Source organism: Siphonobacter sp. BAB-5405 (genome assembly GCF_002872335.1).
In the GTDB taxonomy this organism is placed as follows: domain Bacteria; phylum Bacteroidota; class Bacteroidia; order Cytophagales; family Spirosomataceae; genus Siphonobacter.
Map to the genome: position 1 here is coordinate 11,815 of NZ_NJAG01000015.1, position 21,607 is coordinate 33,421.

The following is a 21,607-nucleotide window of genomic DNA, read 5'->3' on the forward strand; positions in this document are numbered from 1 at the left end:
CCAGGATAAGCTATTTCACCGTGGGATAGGCTAGACAAGCGTGTGTAATTATCACAAGACGTGCTTTGTAAGAGCAAGAGGGACGTAGGTCACAGAAGTGACGGGCAAACAAAATCTTTTTTCGTGGAGTCGCTGAGATAAGAGACTCTACCAAAGGTCTATTGACTGTAACTTTTATGTGAAATGACTAATGGTAGGGTGTAGCCAAAATTGGCGACTCCTAAAATGTCAAAAATGCCAATATCGCCACGCCATTTAGTAGCGAAAGAGACGTAGATCTTAATCAAACAAATATTTTCTGTGCGAGCAACTATACCAGAGTACCCCCTTGGCGTATTTTGATGAAATTTTTCCGACTCTTCTCTCCTCTTTCTCTCACTCGCAGATGTGTCTTAAAATCGGATGTTATGCAAATAAAAGAAAAAGCCACTTACGTTTGACCGTAAGTGGCTGACTTTGAGGCTCCCGAAGCTGGGCTCGAACCAGCGACCCTCTGATTAACAGTCATCGGATTATTGGTTTTATATGGTTTGATATGATTTATAAAATATTGATTTATAGTTGTTTATGAATTTAAAGAGATCAGGATGATCCTTGTAAATACAGATTTCTTGTGCAAATCTTGTGCAAATTTTTCCGTACCTTCCATGCATGAACACGAACGTTGTCATTTCGCTGGATACACGCCGCCCTAAAAAAGATGGTACATGCCCACTGATCATGCGGCTCGGGCATCATGGTAAAACAACATCCATTCCCATTGGAATAAGTCTGAATGAGAAAGACTGGGATGAGAAAAAACGCACTGTAAAGAAAAGCTATGTCGGGGTTAATTCGGTCACGCGACTGAACAACCAGATTCAGAAGGTTAAATCGGATGCCATGGACATTATTCTGAAGCTCCATGAGGCAGATATTCTTCAAACGTTATCCATCACATCCTTAAAAGATCGAATTACTCAAAAAGATGTGCGTGATTCTTTCTTTCAATTTGCCAGTCAGTGTGTCGATGAGTTGATCGAGGCACATCGGGTGGGTACGGCTAAATCCTATAAGGGAGTGATCAGTGTATTAAAAGATTACCGCAAGGGCAAAGATTTGCTCTTCAAGGAAATTACTTATGATTTCCTGGCAAGATTTGACACGCATCACAAGAGTAAGGGAAATGGAGCCAATGGCTTGGCCGTTTACATGCGGACAATCCGTGCCATTTACAACAAAGCGATCAAATCCGGATTAGTTGATAAAGACTTGTATCCGTTCGACGATTACAAGATTAAAACGTCTCCCACGGACAAACGGGCACTGGACGGCGAGTTTCTTAAAAAGATAATTGAATTAGACATCCCGGCTAACCACATCTGTTACAACACCCGTAATTACTTTTTGGCTAGCTACATGATGTACGGCATGAACTTCGCTGACATGGCTTACCTAGAAAAAAGCAGCATGGTCAACGGACGGATTCGATATCGCCGAAGAAAAACCGGAAAGCTTTACGATATTAAGATCACTCCTCCGCTTGAAAAGATACTGGTGCACTATCTGGAACAAAATCCTGAATCGAAGTTTGTGTTTCCGATTTTAAAGCGGGAAGATCCGGTACTTCGTGACAAGGATATTCAGTGGGCCCGAAAAAGATATAACAAGAAACTCAAGACACTTGCCACTCTATGTGGGATTGACTCCAATTTGACCAGCTATGTTAGCCGACACTCGTTTGCAACACAGGCGATGCTTCATGAAATTCCGCTCGCGGCGATTAGTACCATGCTTGGCCATTCTAGTTTGAAGACCACAGAAATTTATCTGAAGGGGCTGCCTGCTAATGTATTGGATGATTATAACGAGAAAATTTTGGGATAAACGTAAATAGTATATGCAGTACAGACACCCAGATAGATACACTGTTCTTTCTTGTTCTTCACGCTTATTTCATGGGCTTTTTCAAGTAGCTTGAGTTTGCCGCAGTGATAACACGAAGCATCTTTTCCTAACGCTCCCGCAGTTCGTGTTAGGCATTTAAGTGATCGCTGGCCTAACCTTGACTCTCCACTTTATTTTCAGTAACGGGGTGTTAAACCGATTTATCAAAATTCTGATATAAAGATTTGTTCGTAAGTAAACCATGGTTTACTTACGAACATGAGGCTCTTCGTTTGAGCGTTTTTCAATCCCTGTAAATGCTTGTAAATCAGGGTCAATCCGTTGCTCAAATAACATCTCTTTAAGCAAATTCTGTTCAAATATAAACCATCGTTTACTCTTGAACAGAAGAACAGGTAATCAGCTATGAAAGAGGCTATTGCCTATTATCGTGTATCCACCCAGCGACAGGGACGTAGTGGTCTGGGACTGGAAACCCAGCAATTAGCAGTTGCCAGTTACTGTCAATTCCATGATTATGCTTTGCTCGACGAAGTGATTGAGGTAAAATCCACTCGAAAGCAACAAAGCCGATTACTTGAGGCTTTAGAACAGTGTAAATTAATGAATGCTTCACTGATGGTCGCCCGGCTTGACCGGTTGGGTCGTGATGTAGAGAAGATAGCTCGGCTCATCAAGTCAGACGTGGAAATTATCGTCACCGATAACCCCCATGCGACCCGGTTTACTATTCACATTCTAGCAGCTGTCGCTGAAGAACAACGCCAGCGTATTAGTGAAACTACCAAAGATGCATTGGCCGCTGCTCGTAAACGAGGTGTCGTGTTGGGAAAAAATGGCAAGCGATTAGCCAAACAGAACAAGCGGGCGGCTCAGGCTTTTGCCCGGCAGATTTTCCCACTGATTCAAAAACTCAGGAGTCGAGGCATTAGCACTTTGCGGGGGATCGCCGATGAACTCAATCTACAAGGCGTTCCTACCTTCCGTGGCAACGCTCAATGGCACGCCAGTACCGTTTTCGCCTTATTACATCGATTAAATAAATAATCTCACCTTTCTATAAAATTGTTTATGAACGCAAAAGCTGAGATCTCCGCCCTTTTTGATGATGTAGCCTGCCTGGAAAAGGCGATGGGTCCAAATGCCGTGCCTACCTCTTTAGTCCATGCCGATTGTGACTGCTCGGGCTATTATCCATCTCATCCCTCTGAGGATCATGAAGAATCTGATTCCTGCTCGCTCCCCGCACTTGCTGCTTAGGCCGCTTGACAAGGGCTACTTCTATGCAGTGAACTGCTCCTTTCCGCGTTCACTGCGTATTCTCTCTCCCGTTCAAACCGAGGTCTTATCTGCTATTGATGGTAAGACCTCCGTGGCTGCCATCGCCGAAAAAACGGGGCTTTCTTTAAAGACCCTGGAAGAACTACTCTTTCTGTTGGCCCAAACGGAAATCGTTCGAACGGATCAGGTTTTTTCGCAGCCTGTTAAACCTCCATCACCTAAGTCCTTGAATTTCTGGATTCATACCACCAACCGTTGCAATCTCGGCTGTAGCTACTGCTACATTCCAACCTTGCACAATCCAGATGGGATGGATGAAGCGACCCGAAATCAGTTGCTTGAAAAAGTCGTAGAAACGGTCAAAGCTCGAAAACTCAGGCAAGTAAGGTTTCGCCTGGCGGGCGGAGAACCCTTGACCCAGTTCAAATCCTGGAAAGCCTTTATTCCCGACCTGCGAAAACGGCTTGCTCCCTATGGCTGTCAGTTTGAGGTTTCCTTTCTTACAAACCTCACCATTCTAACCGAGGAGATCATCGCCTTCGCCAAAGCTCACCGTATTAGCTTTGGCGTTTCGCTCGATGGCGTAAAGGCTTATCAGGACATTAGCCGTCCGTTTAAGCAAGGGACGGGCACCTTTGATCTCGTCAATCGAAATCTAAAACGGCTACTGACCGAGCAGATTCCGGTATCGATCAACACGGTCGTCAATAATCACAACCTGGACGGACTACCCGAGCTAACTCAGTATCTAATTGACCTGGACATTCCCTTTCGCTACTCAATTGTGAAAGGGGAAGCCATTGACGCGGATAAGCTGGAAGAGAAGCTACTAGCTTCGTATGCCGTGATGAAGCAGGCCATAAGCCAGGGCTGGTCGTTTAGTCGCCGTCACCAGTTTTGTGATTTAAAGCCCACGGAGCTGGGTTTTCAAACCTGTGCCTCCGGATTTTCGGGCGGAGCTATCAATGTGGATGGGACGATGCATTACTGCCATGTGCATGTTGGCGACGCCTCTAAACTCTCCCACTCTATCTTTGATACCGATGTGGATATGGTTGAAATGATTGAGCAGGGCAGCCATGAAGAAGAAAAACGCTCAGCGGATTGCAGGGCCTGCCGCTACCGCTCCGTGTGCACAAGTGGTTGCCCGGTATATCGGGTAAAAGACAAAGATCCGCAGTGCAGTCTCTACCACAGGATTATTCCTCTGATCTACGATCTTCAGGCTCAGGAGCGGTTCAAGCAGCTTCAGGAATTCAACATGCTTTAACCCTTTTTGCTCTATGTTCTTTTACATCCCTAGCAAAAGGTGTACGAGAACATGTCTTTTGATGGTACCATCGTTATTTCATTGCTGGCATTATTTGCCACGTTTTATCAACTTTATCTCCAACGCAGCCATAACGAAAAGTCAGTACGCCCCTTTGGGCAGATTGATCTGGAAGATCGGAAAGGGCACGTGGCCGTTTGGATCAGCAACAATGGCATGGGACCAATGATCCTAGATGAAATTCGTTTCGAAAAAGATGGCAAAAAGTACACCTCGATCAAGGAATGTTTGGAACTAGACGCTAGTTCTTACACCAGTATCACCGTCGGTGGGTCCGTTCAGAAAATTATCCTACCGAATGCTCAGCTGATCGTTTTTGAAACTAGAGTAGAAAATGACAAAATCGTTGAAGTGCGGAAGCAGTTAGCACCTATTAGGGTAGAAGCACATTATCGAGATATTTATGATAATTCTTCTATTGTCAACAGATCACTAGAATGGTTTTTAAGAAAAAAATGAATCTTGATTCATTAGGTTTTATCAATATTGTTAAATAAATAAAATTTATTGATAAAATACTATATATGAATTGTTCAAATTAAATGAAGAAATATTCGAATCATCATTTCAAAAATGTTGTTTGTTGATTAACGATAATGTAAATAGTTAAGACATACATTTCGTTAAAAGACATGTGTAATTTCGATCTTAACAATAATTATTCATAGGCAAAATGATGATATTCTGGGTAATGAATTACATTCATGTCACAATATCATAATAAAGCAAATCATAAATAAAGTAAATGATTTATTTAGATAATAATTCTACAACCCGTATTGATCCACGTGTTCTAGAAACGATGTTGCCATTTCTAACAGATAGCTTTGCGAATGCTTCGAGCACTCATAAGTTCGGTGTCATGGCAGGGAGGGCGGTTAACTTAGCAAGACAGCAAGTTGCAGAACTATTAAACTGCAATCCAGGAGAGATTATATTTACATCAGGAGCAACAGAAGCTATTAACTTGGCTATAAAAGGTGTTGCTGAGAGTTATTGTCAAAAGGGCAAGCATATTGTTACTGTTCAAACGGAACACAAGGCTGTTTTAGATGTATGTTACTATTTGGAGGGGCGAGGGTTCGAGGTAACTTATCTGCCAGTTCAACCAGATGGGTTATTAGATATAAATACAGTTGAAGAAGCTATTAGGCCTGATACAATTCTTGTCTGTGTAATGACTGTCAATAATGAAATAGGCGTCATTCAACCAATAAAAGAAATAGCAGAATTAGCTCATGTAAATGGTGCATTATTTATGACTGATGCAACTCAAGCAGTCGGAAAAATGGCAATAGACGTAGAGGCTTTTGATATAGATTTATTGGCATTTTCTAGCCACAAATTTTATGGGCCTAAAGGAATTGGCGGCTTATATATTCGTCAACATTCAACAAGAAACTTGAGACTTCAAGCAGCTATACATGGTGGAGGGCATGAGAAAGGGCTTCGAAGTGGTACGCTTAATGTTCCTGGAATTGTTGGTCTAGGAAAAGCAGCTGAGCTATCTAACATACAAATGCATGCAGATGCAGAATTAATAAGGATCTTAAGAGATCATTTAGAATTATCTTTGTTGTCCATCCCTAATACCAAAGTAAATGGAAACAAAACAACAAGGCTTTATAATGTCACAAATATCTTATTCAAAGACTGTGATTCAGATGCTTTAATTTTAGGTTTAAATGATATAGCTGTTTCAAATGGTTCTGCCTGTACGGCAGCTCTCATAGAGCCATCACATGTGCTATCAGCTCTTGGACTAAATAAAGAGGATGCTTTTTCTTGTTTGAGATTTAGTTTAGGACGTTTTAATAATAGCGATGAGATTCTAGATACAGTTTCGGCTGTGAATCTGTTAGTGCAAAAATTAAGAATGCTAGCTTAATAGCTCTGAGACTATTTGCTAACATTCTTAATTACGAATTAAAAATATTTCAGAAAGCATTTAAAGTTATAGCTAATTAATTTAGCCACAGACTTATACGATCCCAGAAAATTTTTAGAATTCGTTTAGCTCGTTTTTCGACTAAGTCACTATCCCATTGTCCATGTTCTGTTAGAGTAACTAAATGACTGATATGATCATGATAATTCGCATCTTGCAATAATGTTATTGTATTAGAATTTAATGTTACTCCTAAAGCTAAGGCACGATTAGAAAGCTCTTGGAGTTTAACAGGGTCTTTTTCACTTAAATGTTTATAATAAATATATTTTGCTTTCCATCCTTTATTGCTAAGTGATGAATTTATTTCTGTAGGAAGTAAAGTTAAATTGCCTATAGATTGAAATAATTCTTTTTCAAAGTCATATAGACGTTCATCCCAGTTAGCTTCACCATTTCTTGGAGCAATGTGTTCAATAGTCTTTAAATCGGAATTAGTCCATTTCAAAAGGTTGAGGTAGTTTGAAGAACCTTTGGCAGCTGGTTTCATTAAACCAGGACTTAAATCGTCAGGCATAGTATCATGAGCTGCAACAAAAAGAGCAAGTTTACATACAGAAGTCGCCTTATTATATTTTAAATCTATAAATGACTTTTCAATCCATAGTCCTTCATTAAAAATACCTAACTCACTAAGAGTATTTCTTAAATAACTTTTGAGTTCTGTCACATCAACACTTTTATATTGGATATTGCCTTTCTTGAAAAATGTTCTGTACACATTATCGAGGCCAGAATTGGTTTGGGCAGAGCGCCAAATGGCATAGAACGCGCCGATAGCTTTTATCGCCGATACGAAATGTTCAACAGAAGCATCTTTTCCATCAATAACATCCTTATAGAATTTAGCCAAAAAGGTTATTGCCATTTTATGATTACTTTCTTTCAAAAAAAGTAATAGCAATGATGCTAAATCTGCTTCAGGAGAAGAAGCAATTGCAGAAATAACTTGGGCATTTTGTCCTTCATAATCAAGCCAAATTTTTTTGTAAAACTCAGCATAATCTCCAAAATACTTGATGAAATCTCTTTTATCATTATATAATTTATTCGAAACATCTGGATCAGTTAAATCTAGACCCTTTTCTAAATCTTTGAGCTTTTCATCGAGCCATTTTTTTTGGTGGCTGAAATGACTTGACAATTTTGCTCCATTAAATGATATAGCAAATGATGTTAAGAAATCATTAGTAAGTTTGCTCTTTTGGGCAGCCGTATTAACGTTTAAAAACAAATCTTCTACCTTACTAAAACTTTTTTCATTTAAAGAAGATTTGAATTGTTCAACCTTTTCAGTTGTCTGAACAACGTTCGGTTTGAAAGTCTCTAGGGCAGTTAGAGGTGTACCTGTGGCATTTAATGACTGAAACATGTCAAATGCCCAATCATCGTTACTAGGCTGTATGATGGTAAAGCAACATCTTTCTGTAAGGTAATGACAAACAGAAAATAATTGCACAAGCTCACAAAGAATGTAGCTTACTGATTTTCTCTCAATTTTTTCTTTTAAATCAACCTGCTCTTTAAGACTCTGCCTTTCAAAAGACCATATATTTTCCTGATGCATATTATCAAGAATATTCCAAGCAGTTTCAAAATCCTCAGATTCATTTACATGGGCTAATCTGACTTTATTAGCAAGCCAATTATCAATGCTTCTTATATTTTGCACTAAATTTTGACCCAGGGCTACTTTATCTGGTTTACTTATTTCTTTTTTCTGTACAACTTCTTCAATAAATGTTCCTAAATATTTTGCAATAGGGGATTTATAGTTACCGACAATAGCTCCATCTCTAGTCCATCTATCATCTTGCCCTCTAATGATCTTAGGTTTGTGCCTAGGAGTACCTCTACGTAAATCTAGACTATAAATTTCTAATAGCTTTTCTTTCCAGTTATCACAAGTTTCAATTATATCGTTTTTCAAAGGCTCTTTTTCTCCCAATTTTTTCAAGGTCAAATCTATATGCTTGTAAAGTAACGTTGCAAATACAGCAATAGTCGATAACCTTTGTTGCCCATCAATAAGCTTGTCAATTCTAGATGGAAGAGCTTGTGTATCTTGCGGTTGAATGTTATTTTTATCACTTTCAACAACAGTAATAATTGTGCCTAAAAAACGGATCTCATTTTCATCTTTTTCCTCTACAAGTCGTGTAATTCCCTTAGATATATCTTCCAAAAGTTGAGCGATATTGTCAGAATCCCAACTATACTCGCGTTGATAAAGTGGAATATAGAAACCTAACCCAGGTTGTTGGAAAAAATCAAAAACACTCCTATTCTCAGTTACAAAAGCTTTTTCAATATTGATCATTAGTGTGGATTTAATGATAAAAAAATATTACTAAATAAAACAAGATGCACAACCTTCACTTTCTGCATCACTTAAAATATCTACTAAGAAAGGGGAGTTTGATTTTTGAGCTTTTCGAGAGGTTCGTTTAATATATTCTTCCTTGATTCGCTTAATACGTTCTGGTTTGATGAGATCAGCTAGGGTTTCTTCTTGATTCCACGCATATCCATCTTTTTCATATTCCATAGCTTGTAAGTATAAGTCGGGATGTTGCTCATAAAGCCATACCCATTCTATCTTCTGCTGATAGAAGCAAAAAAAACACCCAGATCTACTACGTGAATAGTGGCTTTCCTTTCCATTTATATTAAAAGGTATCTTTTTATAGTATTCTGGAATGCCAACACCACTGTTCTCAAGAATATTAAATATGTCATCTCTGACCAGGACATCGTCATTTTCTATTAAAGGAAAATCATCAATCTTAGCTATCGGATAGTCTGTCGTTTTTAAAAAACTAAATACTAGTTGATTGAATTTCAGTGTATCACAGTCGAGAAGCTGATTGAGTTTTTGATTTTGCGTATAGCCAAAAGATATTTGTTGACTAAGGATTTCTTGAAATCTCTGAGAGCGTTCGTTTTTTTCTAATTGTTTATACAATGACATTATTATATCGCTATCAACATTGCCTAATAATTTATTGATAACATCTTCACTCCAAATGTTTTTTCTAAAAGGAAAAATAGACTGTATAGTAGTTTTTTTTGAAATATAACCTTCTCTATCTTCGTCACCACGAATTCCAACATAAGAGATTACAAGGTCATTCCCAACAAATTTTTCAAAGGGTTCTAGTTTAAGCTTTTTAGTACACCAACGAGAGCTTGATGACGGCAGATACCCTCCGTACATTTCAAGGAAATGATCAAATGGAACTTCATTACTACTTTGCGCTGCTTGTATCCTAGTTATGGATTTGCCTAGATAAACTTCTAAATTCTTGATAAGTTGGTACGTTTCATCAAGTTCTTTACCTGTATCACAAGTATAATACTCGATATCTAAGTGAGGGTAGTGATCCTTCATGTAGATCGCTAATGCAGCACTGTCTTTCCCCCCGGAAATTCCTAATACATGACGAACTTTCATTGGCTTTTCAATAAGTTTTTTAACACCTCAGTTAAAGCAGCAATATCAAGAGTAATATCTCCACTTAACTTCGTTCGAATTGTCTCAGCAAGTTCATTTGCCTTTACCTTTTTGGCATTAGGCATGCGGACAAAATTTTTCTGAATTCCATCAACAAGGCTACCTATTTCCAAACTTAATACATCTTCAGTTTCGACATTTAAATCGACCTTTGTTAAAGATGTTAAACTATCTAGGTCTAAAATTAGCCTTTTAAACTTATCATATAAGATAAGCTCCTCTTCGTCTTTTAAAACATCAAGTGATTTTCCAATAACAGCTTGAGCGATAGAGTTTAACCAAGCATTTCTGTCATCAAGCTCAGATTCTATCCGCTGTACAAATGTCTTTTGATAAGAGATTAATAAATGTTTCTTTACCTTTAAATAACGGTTTTTTAGGGCTGACTTATACCCCTCAAACGTAACTTCTTGTCCGATTAAATCATGAATTATAAACTCCTCAAAGCGATTTAAAAGCTCATCGTAGCTTGTCCTGATTTCACGAATCGCTGTTTGAAGAGTTTCTGTATATATTTCCAATATTCTTGATTTATTTTGAAGTATCTCAATCGAATAACCTAGTGCTGTGGGAAAATCTTCAAAAAATGTTTTCTCAGGATCAGTTGATCTTGCAATAGCATCACGTATGGAAAGGGCTTCCTTACTTAACCGTTTTGTGTTTTTAGAATAAAAGGGAAGGCTAGAGTAAAATACCAAAAACGGTTTGATCGTTTCAATAAATGTTTCATTACTGAATTGTAAACTATTACTTTGATTTAACAATTGACGGTAACTATTAAATAAATCTAATCGAACTCCCTCTAAATCAAACGCTTTAATCTCATACTTATGGGGATTTTTTACAACTAATTCTAAGATGTCTTCTGTGAGATATGCAACGTATGTACCTTCATTGAAAAGAGCATAATCATCGCGTTTCGCAAAAAGCAAGGTTGGTAGCCAAAAATCAATCAAACCTTGTTTAAGCTTGAAAGGTTTTTTCGATAGTAAAGTAACTAGTTCTGAAACCTTACGTCGCGTATGCTTTGCAGATGCAATAAATTCTTCAGATATATCCCAAAGAGGTCTGAAAGTAGAATTATTTGCAACGCTTGGAACAAATGTTGCATCTCCAGCTAAAGAATGAATTCCATTCTCTTTGAGAAGCGTTATATATATAGTCTTCTCGGCAGGAAACTTATCTTTAGCAAATCCTAGATCGGGTACGTTCCAATTACGCACTAACGCTTGTAAGAAATTACGTTTAGCACTATGAATTGATGAGGAAATCTTATGTTTGTTAACTAACTCATTTTTAAAGCTTGGTGTCCTATCATAGATTCTCATACAAACATGAGACAGTAATTTATTAAAATCTTTCGGACCTTTTACTATCTGCTCTTCTCCTCTAAAAATCCAAATGACTTCACCATTATAATGGCCATCGAGAATGTAATGATTTAATAAATTCTTTTGATGGACAAGAACATTGTTTAATTCACGAACGACGACTTTGTCTTCACTATGAGTTTCAATTACTTTTTGAGTTTTCTCAATCTCGAATAGCTGTTCTCTAATGCGTTTTGCATTTTGATAATAACCGTAAATAATTGCCTCGACTTGATTTAAAGAAAACTGCTTTAACTTATCAAGCTTCAATGTTTCGTCAAAAACAAGATTAATAAATCCATCTGTCTCATTTGCAGGAATTTCTGATATAGGAACCTCGGAAATTCTATACTCGAATAAACGAGGAGTTCCATATACGTAAGAATACATTTTAGCTAATACTGGAGCTAAATCATAGTAACGTTTTAATAGTGTAGTTACATCATTAACTTGACTAACAATATTGCCAGCTTCATTAAGAGCTAACTGAATATCGAGGTCAGTACCATCAAATAATACATACCTATTGTTATATTTTCTCTCTAAAATTATTTTTTTAACTTCGAGGTTCGTTAACAATATTCCAGGTTCTTGGATACCTAAACATATCTTGGCGTATTTAAGAATAAAATCGTCATTCAGTACGGAACCTTTTGGAGCTGTAATAGCTAATAAGCCAATCGTCTTTACAAGCTTATCATAACTAGTAAGACTTTCTTCAAATGATCTTTCTACAGACTCTAATGCTGATCTAATTCCTAGCCATGCTAGATAATCGGGATTATCTTTTGAGTTTAGGAACGAATAAAAGTTATAGTTGAGATAATCATAAACATCCGCTACGTTGAAAAAAGGGTTGCTGTTTGATATAGTGATGCTGTTTATCCCAGTGTGATCAGTAGATTCAAGAAATGAGAATAACGATCTTTCATTTTGGCCATATTTTTGCAAAGAGATTGTAAGTACATTTGCCGCTAATAAATCAAGCGGGTATAATTTACCGGCAACTTCTTTAGTGAATTCCGTAGATAATTTTAGAACTTTACTCTGTTTTGCAATTGTTATAGCTTGTCTTAATGCATCTTTAGACTTAATCGCCTGTTCATTGTTTAAGTGTTTAGCGGCCAATAATAGAAGCTGTTCTATGGGTTCATTAAATGTAATTTCTCGAAACCGTCCTTTTATTTTCAACCATTCCTGACGCTGAATACCATCCAATCCATGCGCATAAGCACTGATATTCTGATGAACTGCTGTTATGAGGCAGATGTTAAGATCTGAATTGTTTATAAATTCAGTAAGTTGCTGTATAAAATAAAGCTCACTTTCGGGTAAATTTTTAGCAGCATATTCTAAAAACTTACCGAATTCATCAATAATAATTAATAATAATTTGTTAGATTGACTAATTTCTTGATAGAGAGAATGCAGTTTATGGATGATAAACTTTGGTGTATCAACATCTTTTTCTATGTCAAAATAGTCGGCAAATGATTGAGTAATGGATTTATATTCGCCTATAAAGTTTATAACTTTAACAGTTGGCTTTTCAACTAAACGTGCATCAAAGTAATTTTTTTGTCCTTTCAGACTTTTCTCAAGTGCCCATAGAAAGGATGATTTACCGGTTCCATAAGAGCCAATGATATTAAATGATCGAAGACCTTTTTTGAAATCATTACTTATTTGATCAACAACTCTTATTGCATTTGGAGTCGTATGATAAATTATTTCTCGATCCTGATCACGGATAATGTTCGTTGACGTAGAATATGTATTAAACTGCATAATATTTTTCGAGTGTAGAGAACGGTTCTATTGATTCTTTAAACTGAATCTCACGAGTTCCTGCTTGTTCTCTAAATGTTATTTCATTTGGGTATGATTCAATTAAGTTTTCTATTTTATTGAGAATACCCGTTCGGTTAATAGCAAAAATCATCCCTATACTGTTATTGGCTTGTTCGAGTGTATTAAAGTCAATCGACAACTCGCCTTTTCTGCTATCCAGTATTGCGTAGAGAATTATTTCATCAGGAATTACAGATTTTTCATCATTTTCGATGATAAAGTAATCATCTCTACCTCGGGAGTATTGTCGGATAAGATTAAGCTCTGTGAGTACACCTGAAAATCCATCTTCCTTATCTTTCATCTGACTGGTTGATCGAATATACAGTTTTGACATTACATAGAAATCTTCAACAAGCGTTTTCTCATTAAAGTAATTGATGTTCTGAGATTCCGCTTTACGACGCACAAAAGCAAGAAAATTATCACGTGTAAACTCTATTTTTTCTCGTCTAAGCTCATTGAAAATCAAGTTATATATGGATGCGAAGTTTTTTTTGACGAGATGGTAGTGCAAGATCCAAAGCGTTGCTTCATCTTCAAGATATGGGTCGAAGCCATCATCTCTTAATATCCAGTGAGCAATATCTGTTAGGTTGTCTGCATTGTCTAATAGATCAAATGCTCTCATCCAATAGCGTATTGATGAAACCATATTTTTACCGACCCCTAAGTCAACAACAGCATCGTTGCTATTAAATGATTTACCATTAGCAACAAAGTCGTATCCTTTTTTTAACCAAAGATTACGGCATTGGAAGGAATCATGCCCTGAGAAAATATATTTAGGTACCGTAATTTTCTCGACGTTTTCTTGTGGTGAGAAAAATTCAATTTTTGATGCCAAAGTACAAATTTTTAATGTTTAAGTGCAATATATGTAATTGTAGTATTCTATCAAATATAGAATAAAATATGCAAATTTATGGAGATTGAAATCTGTATTATTTTATGGAATTCACTTTGTGAGGTTTTACTATTTTAATATACTGTCTATCAATAAATTGAATTTAAAAACTCTCGTTCATATTAGTTTTTGAGTTCGGAAGCTATAGATCAAGGCCAAATCAGCACCAACAACCATTGCTAAAAAATTAGAAATGCATAAAGTCTAAACGTTGATTGGCTTCTTCAGAGATCTTCAAATGACTTTCAATGAAGTAGGCATTGTCAATTCCAGAATACTTATAGGGTTACTACATTTTTCTATAATGTATAATACTTATTTAGTACAGTCGTATAGATAATAGTTTTGAATTCCTCTGTCAATTTTTCTTGAAACACGAATCAGCATTTGATATTATCGTTTGACAATCATGTCTAAGTACCTATATGAGGGCATAAATGGGGGACAAATCCCGTAATTTAATATTTTTAGTGTCTGATTATCAATAATTTAAGGAAAATATATGTATCCTGCTCGAGGAGCCAGTACTCCCTTTAATCATCGTTATCTGTTCTTAAAAGCCTTGCAAAAATGCCTGTTTTTCAAGGCTTTTGGCGTACCCTTTGATTTACGGGCATGGACCACGATTATCCCATATTTATTCAATATGGGGGCATATCGGGGGCATATTCTTTGTCCCCCACCTTGTTCGACAACTGACAATTAAAGAAAGGAAGGGAGCCATGCCGCTCACCGATATGCAATGCCGAACCGCAAAACCTAAAGACAAACCCTATAAGCTTTCAGATAGTGAAGGACTGTATCTTGAAGTTTTACCATCGGGTGGTCGTTACTGGCGGTTGAAGTATCGTCTCCATGGTAAAGAGAAGCGTTTCGCTATTGGTGTCTATCCTAAGGTCGGCCTTTCAGAAGCTCGCCAGGCTAAAGAAAAGATCAAGTGTGAACTCAAAGAAGGTTTGGACCCGGTGCTGGCCAGACAAGAGCGAAAACTACGGGCCGCTTTTGAGCACGGCCAAACTTTTAAATTAGTTGCCCTTGAGTGGCATAGCAAAGGCTTAGAGACTTGGGACGAACGGTATGCCAAAACTATCCTTCATCGGTTAGAGAAATATGTGTTTGATGAACTCGGAATGTATCCGGTTCATCTTCTTAAACCCTTGACAGTCTTAGGTTGTCTCCAAAAAATTGAAAAAACTGCACCTGAGATGGCCCGCCGGGTAAAGCAGCTGATTAGCCATATCTGTCGTTATGCTATCGTTACAGGTCGAACCGAAACGGATCCGACCATTGGCCTTGAAACCGTTCTCAAGCGTTACAAAAAAGGCCACTTCGCTTCATTGGATATTGATGAATTGCCTGCCTTCATCATATCGCTTCATGACCATAAAGCACGTCTCTATCGCCAAACGTATCTAGCGATCTGTTTTCTATTTTTTACGTTTGTGAGAACCAGCGAACTCGTTGAAGCGAAATGGGCAGAATTTGATTTTGATCAGGCGATGTGGACGATACCTTCTGAACGAATGAAAATGCGTAGCCCGCATTTAGTTCCGTTATCTCGTCAGGCCTTGGACATCTTAAATGAACTTCAAGAAATGAATGGAAAACGGGAGTATGTCTTTCCAAGTCTTCCAAGGCCCCTTAAGCCCATGAGTAAAGGGGCGATCCTGATAGCCCTTAAACGTATGGGCTATAGCGGACGTATGACAGGACATGGCTTTCGTGCCTTAGCTTTAGGCATTTTGAAAGAAAAACTGGGTTATTCGCATGAAGTTGCGGATCGACAATTGGCCCATGCTCCGAGAAGTAGCACCGACAGGGCCTATGACCGCGCTAAGTTTCTACCTCAGCGAATTCAAATGATGCAAGATTATTCAGACTATCTTGATAAAGTTTACTTAAACGCATTACAGGCACAGTCCTATCATATTAGAACTGTGCCTATATACAAGGATCAGAAAAACTCAGAGTAATAATACAGGATCATAGGGAACGCATTTGGCTCTCTGTTAAAGGAATAATCAAGTTTTCTCCTTTTTTGACGTAGTTTCTAGTTTTTCCATTCGCCCTCATGAGATTCTTCAGCGTAACATTGTACTTTTTTGCGACAACGCTCAGAATGTCTCTAGGTCCAACCGTATGCACAACTTTTAAGTTAGATCTGTTGACACTTCTACTTGTTTTAGTAGGCTCAGAAAGTGCTTTCTTTTTATAGCAGACTATTGTGTCGGTCTGTATAGGCTTTCTTCTGTGAACAATACTGTCATTGCGTATGATATATTCCGAATATAGAATTGGCTTTCCGTTTTCATCCTCAAAGACTTCAGATTGATACTTACTCCCCTGAACATTTTCTTTGAATTGATCCTCTTCGCTTTGAATTATGATCAAATATGGATGCCTTTCTTCAGAATCATTAGCTTTAGATAGGTTTCTGTTGTTCGGAATCTTAGAAGCTTTGGTTGGGCTTCTTGAACGAGGCGTATTGTCTACATGCTCTTCTTCTTCTTTTTGCTCATTTTGAGAGGTATCTTTTTCTATACCCGTGACCTTAGGCAAAGCTGGATAATTGAAGCTCAGTTTCAGTACTATTAGGCCTATGCCTACGGCAAAAGCAAAGCCTAAGAAACTTCCGCTTAACAGCCTTGTGATTTTAGTCAATTTGAGGGTGAAGTCATACAGGTCATCCATGAATGACCTTCCTTCTTCATTTGATTCCTTCTGACGGTTAAAATCTTTGTCTTCTGCCATGATGAAGCTGTTTAGGAGTTTAAAACATGATTCACATTCAAATTAAAATTTTAACTTGAATGTGAGTTATGTTTTTTTAATATAATTTCCTAGCTTCACTGAAACTTAATTTCTTTAAATTGAAATAATTATATAATATATTGATATAATTATGATTAGACCAAGAATTCAAAATTCTCCTGAACAACATCCTGGTAAACTCAGAAGTAAGGTTGACTCGCCTATTAGTCATAAGCAAAATGGCCACAGAGGTGGTAAAATGGCTAAAGCACAAAAGAGTCTAAAAAATAAAGCTCAGAGAGGGGTAAGGCTAAAAGCCAAGACTCCTCAACATAGTTTAATCACTGCAACTATCTCTTCTATTGAGCAGGACTATGAAAAGCGAGGCATACATACTCTAGTTTTTGATGATCCCGTAATCTCCCTATTGGCAGTTATAAGGGAAAAGGGTGTGATAAAAGGTGTCAATCTCGCCTCGAAAATTCAAGACCCTGACTTTAGGTTTTTGTCGAAAGCAGAACCAGAGCTGAGTAGACAAATTGCAGACACCTTAGCTGAATTTGCCCAGCATGTTAAAGAAGTAACAGTTAGTGAGGCAGCTAGAAAACGAGGTAATGCGAGTGGAGAGAAACGTTCTTTAAAAGCAGATGAGTTCGCAATTAACACATATCATATTATAGAGAAATTAAAAGCGGAAGAGAATATAGCTACAATTGAGGATATGGTTAAAATACTTAACGAAAAAGGTATTGAAACCCCAAGGGGTAAAGGGAAATGGCATATACAGACCTTGTACAATGTTACAAATAGATATAAAGAGCTCAATACTCAGCCTGAGTAATAAAGAATCATTTTACAAAAGAGGCCCTGCTAGTAACCAGCAGGGCCTCTTTTGTAAAATTTACACGAGACGCATTTGCAAATCATTTCATAGCATATGTGGCAGAGATATTATTAAATAGGTCTAACCATGTTTAATGGTCATTAATCAACCTTGCATTGAATTGACATTCTATGATCAAATCCGGTATCTGCCTGAGCTGCAAGTAGAAATTACCCAGCGTGAGTTCTGCTTATATGGTTTCTTCTTTTCAAAAGGAAAGATTGTTGAATGCCTAACAAAAAACAGTTGGCTCCTGAGCCTTTAATGGACCGTAAAAGTGCGGCCCGCTACTTACGCGTATCGCCAGGTACGCTCGCCGTTTGGGATTGCACCAAACGCTATAATCTCAAACATATCAAGATCGGACGCTCCGTGCGCTATCGCAAATGCGATCTGGATCAATTCCTCGAAGAGCGACTCTGCTCTTAAAAAAGAAGCGGGAAAGATCTGTTCTGAGAAAACATATCTTTCCCTAATTCCCTATCCACCCACGTCTTTCGGAGCTCGCTATGGATAACGAACCTGGCAACACTATACCTATGTCTATGATTATGGACAAGTTGAATATTTGTCCTAATCATAAAACGAAAAACGAATCTTTTTATCCTTCGCCCTTTCATCCCCAGCAGCTTCCTACATTTTCCATCAAAACGAATACGAATGAATGGTATGACGAAAGCCTAGAAACGGGCGGAACGCTCATCGATTTTGTGTGTGCATATCTCGCTTTCCAAAAGGAAGCCTCTACGAAAGCGGATGCAACGCGCTGGATATATAATATGGTTCGCATACCGGAGCACCTACCACTGGCTCTTCAAGGAAACGAAAAGCGACATCAACGCGAAGACGCTCCGCTGGTGTTCAAAAAAGCCGGACTCATCGAGCATCTAGGCCTTATTCGCTATCTGGAAAAGCAGGGCATTCCCTTGGCAGTTGCCCAGCAGCATCTCAAGCAGGTCTATATACTCCATAAGAAAACCAGAAAGCATCTCTTCGTTTTAGGCTTTGATAACGAAGAGGGCGGCTACGAATTACGCAATCCTTTCTTTAAAGGCTGCCTTCGGCCCAAAGCACTATCCTTCATTCGAGGCAGCGTTCCCGGTACGGCTACTGTGCACGTTTTTAAGAGCTGCTGGGATTTTCTCTCAGCTCGAACTAGAAATATAGCCCCGTTTAAGTCAGATAGTTTGGTCTTGAATGCGTACGAGTGTTTAGGGCAGGTGTATCCTTATTTGCAGCATTACGGCTACCGAACGTTGTATTCCTGGATGGATCATGATGCAGCGGGTAGACAAGCCACGGCTTATCTTTCGCACTCGATCCACTCCATCGAAGGCCTGCATCATAAGACGATGAGTCCAGTCTTCGCTCCGCACCGGGATGTACACACGTGGCATTTAGCCCGGCTTGGGAACGCGGAGGCCTAGATGACATCAGAAGCTTTGGATCTGACCTCTCTTTTAAAAGTCAATGAGGTCGAACTTGTTTATCGCAATCCCATACCATACGAGCGCCGACTTCAGGTCTGCTCCTCACAAGCTGCGTACTACATTCTTCGCCAAACTTGGAATGAAAACCGCATTGAACTCGTCGAAGAGTTTAGAATCCTGCTGTTGAACCAGCAAAATCATTGCCTGGGCGTTTCGACGATTTCGTCGGGCGGGTTAGCATCCTGCCTGGCGGATCCCCGTCTCATTTTTGCTACGGCTCTCAAAGCCGGAGCGACCAGCTTGATTGTGGCACACAACCATCCTAGCGGCAACCTGACACCCAGCTACGCCGATAAAACTTTAACGACGAAGTTGCAGGAAGGCGGTAGGATACTCGACATTGCCATTTTAGACCATCTTATCATCACGCCCCAGCATTATCGGTCTTTAGCCGATGAGGGCTTGTTGCCTTAAGCGTGAAACGGGTTTGGAAGCGGTACATCAATCAAGCCTGCCATCGTCAATCGGGTTTATGGCCAGGAATGTACCCGGCCCGCTCGCTTTCACAGACCACAATTTCCCCCGGCTTTCAGCCTTCCTCGCGAGCCAAAATTCTGGCCGGTGCACTCACTTGATAGCCGAGTCATTTCATTCCTGTAAACCCTCTCTTGACATGGAGCTTTCCTCATGACCCGTACGTCACTTTCCGTTTCTTCTCATCACATCAGCGATGCATCCCCTCCCACCAACGATCTTTATGCCCGCATCACCGGTAAAATCATGGCAGATTTAGAGCAGGGCCAGCTTACATGGCGTAAGCCCTGGAACGCCGAACACCTGAACGGTCACCTCATGCGACCGTTACGTTGGAATCAGGAATATTATACAGGCATCAACACGTTGCTGCTTTGGAGCACCGCCGCTGAAAAAGGGTATCTGTCTCCCTACTGGATGACTTTCAAACAGGCATTGGAGTTAAAAGCCAACGTCAGAAAAGGCGAGAAAGGCTCACTCGTGGTATATGCCAATACCATGACGCGGGAGGAAGAAGATGCCTCGGGAGAAATTACGACCCGTTCCATTCCGTTCTTAAAATCCTATACGGTTTTTAATGCCCAGCAAATTGAAGGGCTGGACGAACGATTTTATACCGCTCCACCGCCGAAAGAAACATCCGCAGTAACTCGCAATGAAACCTTAGACCGCTTCTTTGCCGAGACCAAAGCGGATATTTATACGGGTACGCAGGCTTCGTACTCGATCACGACGGATCGCGTGCAAATGCCGCCCCTCGAAAGCTTTGAAAGCACCGAAAGCTACTACGCCGTACTGGCCCATGAAATCACGCACTGGACCCGTCACCCCAGCCGCCTCAATCGGGATCTGGGCCGAAAAAACTACGGGGATGCAGGCTATGCCAAAGAAGAACTGGTAGCTGAACTCGGAGCTTGCTTTTTGGCGGCTGATCTGGGCTTTGAACCTATGCCCGAAAGCCAGCATGCCGCTTATATTCAATCTTGGCTGGACGTGCTTAAACAGGATAAACGCTTTATCGTTCAGGCGGCTTCTCATGCTCAGAAAGCGGCTGAGTACCTACACGCCCTACAACCGTCAGCCTAGTTCAAACTACTCTATATCTTTGAATAGAGGAGTATATCAAATACGATCTGAAAAATTAACGGGGATCTTGAAGCCAGCGGCTTTTAACTCACGTACCAGTTTTGCTTTCCACTTACCAGCTTTATCATAGGTCTGATAAACCACACCAGTAAAATCACTGGGTTGTTCAATAGCTTCTTCAGGGTGTAGTACAAAGACATTTTTGCGGCCTAATTTGGCTAAAAAATAGCCCAGCTCTAATACAACGTTCTGCCGTGCTCTCGGCTTTGTTGGTGCATCTTTGTTGCTACGGCCTTTTACACGCAGACGCCCTTCATCATCCGCTGAACAAAGAATCACAGCATATTCACAGCGATCAGCCTCTTTAATGAATTTCTCGATCACCGTCTGACCACCATCATCTTCCCGTTCTAATATAACCGTTGGCAATCCCAATCCTCTTAAGGCACTCTGAACATTGTCACGCATGGATAAGTCCCTACCATGAACGATAAATATTGATTTATTTTCCTTATCAATCAATCGCAGAAGATTGATAAGACCTGTTCGCAATTCTTTTAATGCTTGATCTGAAATCCATGAACCCTGACGGCTGTTGGAGTCAGGTAATTTAGATTTTAGTTCAGCAAGTTTCCTTCCATACGACGCCCCATTGGTTAGATTAGGATGTTTTGTTAACCATCCAGAAAGGCCCGAAAGTAAAGTACTTAATTGTTTCGCCGGGGGCGTCTGCTTTGAGATGGTCTGAAAGCCATTTGATAATCCTATATCTAGGGTATTGGCTTTCTCTATTAATTGACGAAGCTTTGTCTTGTCTAAATGCATTAGTGGTAAG

17 protein-coding genes are annotated in these 21,607 nt (G+C 39.3%); 11 read left to right on the top strand and 6 right to left on the bottom strand.

Features of this window, described 5'->3' with window-relative positions; translation table 11 throughout:
* Positions 1 to 651: 651 nt before the first annotated feature.
* The 5 genes from BWI97_RS13845 (at position 652) to BWI97_RS13865 (ending at position 6,386) form a co-directional block, all read left to right on the top strand.
* Complete coding sequence (locus tag BWI97_RS13845) at positions 652 to 1,866, top strand: site-specific integrase (RefSeq protein ID WP_102201393.1); 1,215 nt, start codon at positions 652 to 654, stop codon at positions 1,864 to 1,866.
* A gap of 426 nt (positions 1,867 to 2,292) precedes the next feature.
* Positions 2,293 to 2,934: a recombinase family protein gene (locus BWI97_RS13850; protein WP_102201394.1), complete on the top strand. Its 642-nt coding sequence runs from the start codon at positions 2,293 to 2,295 to the stop codon at positions 2,932 to 2,934.
* 169 nt (positions 2,935 to 3,103) lie between these two features.
* Positions 3,104 to 4,438 (top strand): radical SAM protein, encoded by a 1,335-nt coding sequence (locus BWI97_RS13855; RefSeq protein ID WP_233207848.1) that lies wholly within the window; start codon positions 3,104 to 3,106, stop codon positions 4,436 to 4,438.
* Between the two features lie 51 nt (positions 4,439 to 4,489).
* Positions 4,490 to 4,957, top strand: coding sequence for a hypothetical protein (locus tag BWI97_RS13860; protein ID WP_102201395.1), 468 nt, complete (start codon positions 4,490 to 4,492; stop codon positions 4,955 to 4,957).
* Positions 4,958 to 5,243: 286 nt separating this feature from the next.
* Entirely contained in the window at positions 5,244 to 6,386 is a 1,143-nt protein-coding gene (locus tag BWI97_RS13865) for a cysteine desulfurase family protein (RefSeq protein ID WP_102201396.1), read from the top strand.
* Positions 6,387 to 6,462: 76 nt separating this feature from the next.
* Here the strand turns inward: BWI97_RS13865 and BWI97_RS13870 are convergent, their stop codons facing one another.
* Genes BWI97_RS13870 through BWI97_RS13885 form a run of 4 tightly spaced genes read right to left on the bottom strand, consistent with a single transcriptional unit; the run spans position 6,463 to position 14,028 of the window.
* Entirely contained in the window at positions 6,463 to 8,766 is a 2,304-nt protein-coding gene (locus tag BWI97_RS13870; protein WP_102201397.1) for a DUF262 domain-containing HNH endonuclease family protein, read from the bottom strand.
* 30 nt (positions 8,767 to 8,796) lie between these two features.
* On the bottom strand, positions 8,797 to 9,900 hold the full coding sequence (locus tag BWI97_RS13875) for a phosphoadenosine phosphosulfate reductase family protein (protein ID WP_102201398.1): 1,104 nt from the start codon (positions 9,898 to 9,900) through the stop codon (positions 8,797 to 8,799).
* Positions 9,897 to 13,118: a hypothetical protein gene (locus BWI97_RS13880; RefSeq protein ID WP_233207849.1), complete on the bottom strand. Its 3,222-nt coding sequence runs from the start codon at positions 13,116 to 13,118 to the stop codon at positions 9,897 to 9,899. The genes BWI97_RS13875 and BWI97_RS13880 overlap by 4 nt, the downstream gene beginning before the upstream one ends.
* Positions 13,108 to 14,028: a DUF4007 family protein gene (locus BWI97_RS13885; protein ID WP_233207850.1), complete on the bottom strand. Its 921-nt coding sequence runs from the start codon at positions 14,026 to 14,028 to the stop codon at positions 13,108 to 13,110. Before BWI97_RS13885 ends, BWI97_RS13880 begins: the two co-directional genes overlap by 11 nt.
* A gap of 782 nt (positions 14,029 to 14,810) precedes the next feature.
* Here BWI97_RS13885 and BWI97_RS13890 point away from each other — a divergent pair.
* On the top strand, positions 14,811 to 16,061 hold the full coding sequence (locus tag BWI97_RS13890; protein ID WP_102201447.1) for an integrase arm-type DNA-binding domain-containing protein: 1,251 nt from the start codon (positions 14,811 to 14,813) through the stop codon (positions 16,059 to 16,061).
* A gap of 10 nt (positions 16,062 to 16,071) precedes the next feature.
* Here BWI97_RS13890 and BWI97_RS13895 read toward each other — a convergent pair whose 3' ends face one another.
* Complete coding sequence (locus BWI97_RS13895; protein ID WP_102201400.1) at positions 16,072 to 16,839, bottom strand: LysM peptidoglycan-binding domain-containing protein; 768 nt, start codon at positions 16,837 to 16,839, stop codon at positions 16,072 to 16,074.
* Between the two features lie 151 nt (positions 16,840 to 16,990).
* On the opposite strand from BWI97_RS13895, the gene BWI97_RS13900 reads away from it, so the two are divergent.
* From BWI97_RS13900 to BWI97_RS13920, 5 genes are all read left to right on the top strand, one after another.
* Entirely contained in the window at positions 16,991 to 17,680 is a 690-nt protein-coding gene (locus tag BWI97_RS13900) for a hypothetical protein (RefSeq protein WP_146010936.1), read from the top strand.
* Positions 17,681 to 17,986: 306 nt separating this feature from the next.
* A complete protein-coding gene (locus BWI97_RS13905) occupies positions 17,987 to 18,151 on the top strand; it encodes a helix-turn-helix domain-containing protein (RefSeq protein WP_233207859.1) in 165 nt (54 codons plus the stop codon).
* Positions 18,152 to 18,501: 350 nt separating this feature from the next.
* Positions 18,502 to 19,149, top strand: coding sequence for a hypothetical protein (locus tag BWI97_RS13910; protein ID WP_233207851.1), 648 nt, complete (start codon positions 18,502 to 18,504; stop codon positions 19,147 to 19,149).
* A complete protein-coding gene (locus BWI97_RS13915) occupies positions 19,150 to 19,626 on the top strand; it encodes a JAB domain-containing protein (protein ID WP_102201404.1) in 477 nt (158 codons plus the stop codon).
* Between the two features lie 213 nt (positions 19,627 to 19,839).
* Positions 19,840 to 20,772, top strand: coding sequence for an ArdC family protein (locus BWI97_RS13920; RefSeq protein WP_102201405.1), 933 nt, complete (start codon positions 19,840 to 19,842; stop codon positions 20,770 to 20,772).
* A gap of 36 nt (positions 20,773 to 20,808) precedes the next feature.
* Here the strand turns inward: BWI97_RS13920 and BWI97_RS13925 are convergent, their stop codons facing one another.
* Complete coding sequence (locus BWI97_RS13925) at positions 20,809 to 21,597, bottom strand: TIR domain-containing protein (protein WP_102201406.1); 789 nt, start codon at positions 21,595 to 21,597, stop codon at positions 20,809 to 20,811.
* Positions 21,598 to 21,607: the final 10 nt, after the last annotated feature.

Bases quoted from the DNA above. Each gene is read 5' to 3' on its own strand.
- BWI97_RS13845 (WP_102201393.1), top strand. From the start codon at position 652: ATGAACACGAACGTTGTCATTTCGCTGGATACACGCCGCCCTAAAAAA.
- BWI97_RS13850 (WP_102201394.1), top strand. From the start codon at position 2,293: ATGAAAGAGGCTATTGCCTATTATCGTGTATCCACCCAGCGACAGGGA.
- BWI97_RS13855 (WP_233207848.1), top strand. From the start codon at position 3,104: ATGAAGAATCTGATTCCTGCTCGCTCCCCGCACTTGCTGCTTAGGCCG.
- BWI97_RS13860 (WP_102201395.1), top strand. From the start codon at position 4,490: ATGTCTTTTGATGGTACCATCGTTATTTCATTGCTGGCATTATTTGCC.
- BWI97_RS13865 (WP_102201396.1), top strand. From the start codon at position 5,244: ATGATTTATTTAGATAATAATTCTACAACCCGTATTGATCCACGTGTT.
- BWI97_RS13870 (WP_102201397.1), bottom strand. From the start codon at position 8,766: ATGATCAATATTGAAAAAGCTTTTGTAACTGAGAATAGGAGTGTTTTT.
- BWI97_RS13875 (WP_102201398.1), bottom strand. From the start codon at position 9,900: ATGAAAGTTCGTCATGTATTAGGAATTTCCGGGGGGAAAGACAGTGCT.
- BWI97_RS13880 (WP_233207849.1), bottom strand. From the start codon at position 13,118: ATGCAGTTTAATACATATTCTACGTCAACGAACATTATCCGTGATCAG.
- BWI97_RS13890 (WP_102201447.1), top strand. From the start codon at position 14,811: ATGCCGCTCACCGATATGCAATGCCGAACCGCAAAACCTAAAGACAAA.
- BWI97_RS13895 (WP_102201400.1), bottom strand. From the start codon at position 16,839: ATGGCAGAAGACAAAGATTTTAACCGTCAGAAGGAATCAAATGAAGAA.
- BWI97_RS13900 (WP_146010936.1), top strand. From the start codon at position 16,991: ATGATTAGACCAAGAATTCAAAATTCTCCTGAACAACATCCTGGTAAA.
- BWI97_RS13905 (WP_233207859.1), top strand. From the start codon at position 17,987: ATGGACCGTAAAAGTGCGGCCCGCTACTTACGCGTATCGCCAGGTACG.
- BWI97_RS13910 (WP_233207851.1), top strand. From the start codon at position 18,502: ATGGTTCGCATACCGGAGCACCTACCACTGGCTCTTCAAGGAAACGAA.
- BWI97_RS13915 (WP_102201404.1), top strand. From the start codon at position 19,150: ATGACATCAGAAGCTTTGGATCTGACCTCTCTTTTAAAAGTCAATGAG.
- BWI97_RS13920 (WP_102201405.1), top strand. From the start codon at position 19,840: ATGACCCGTACGTCACTTTCCGTTTCTTCTCATCACATCAGCGATGCA.
- BWI97_RS13925 (WP_102201406.1), bottom strand. From the start codon at position 21,597: ATGCATTTAGACAAGACAAAGCTTCGTCAATTAATAGAGAAAGCCAAT.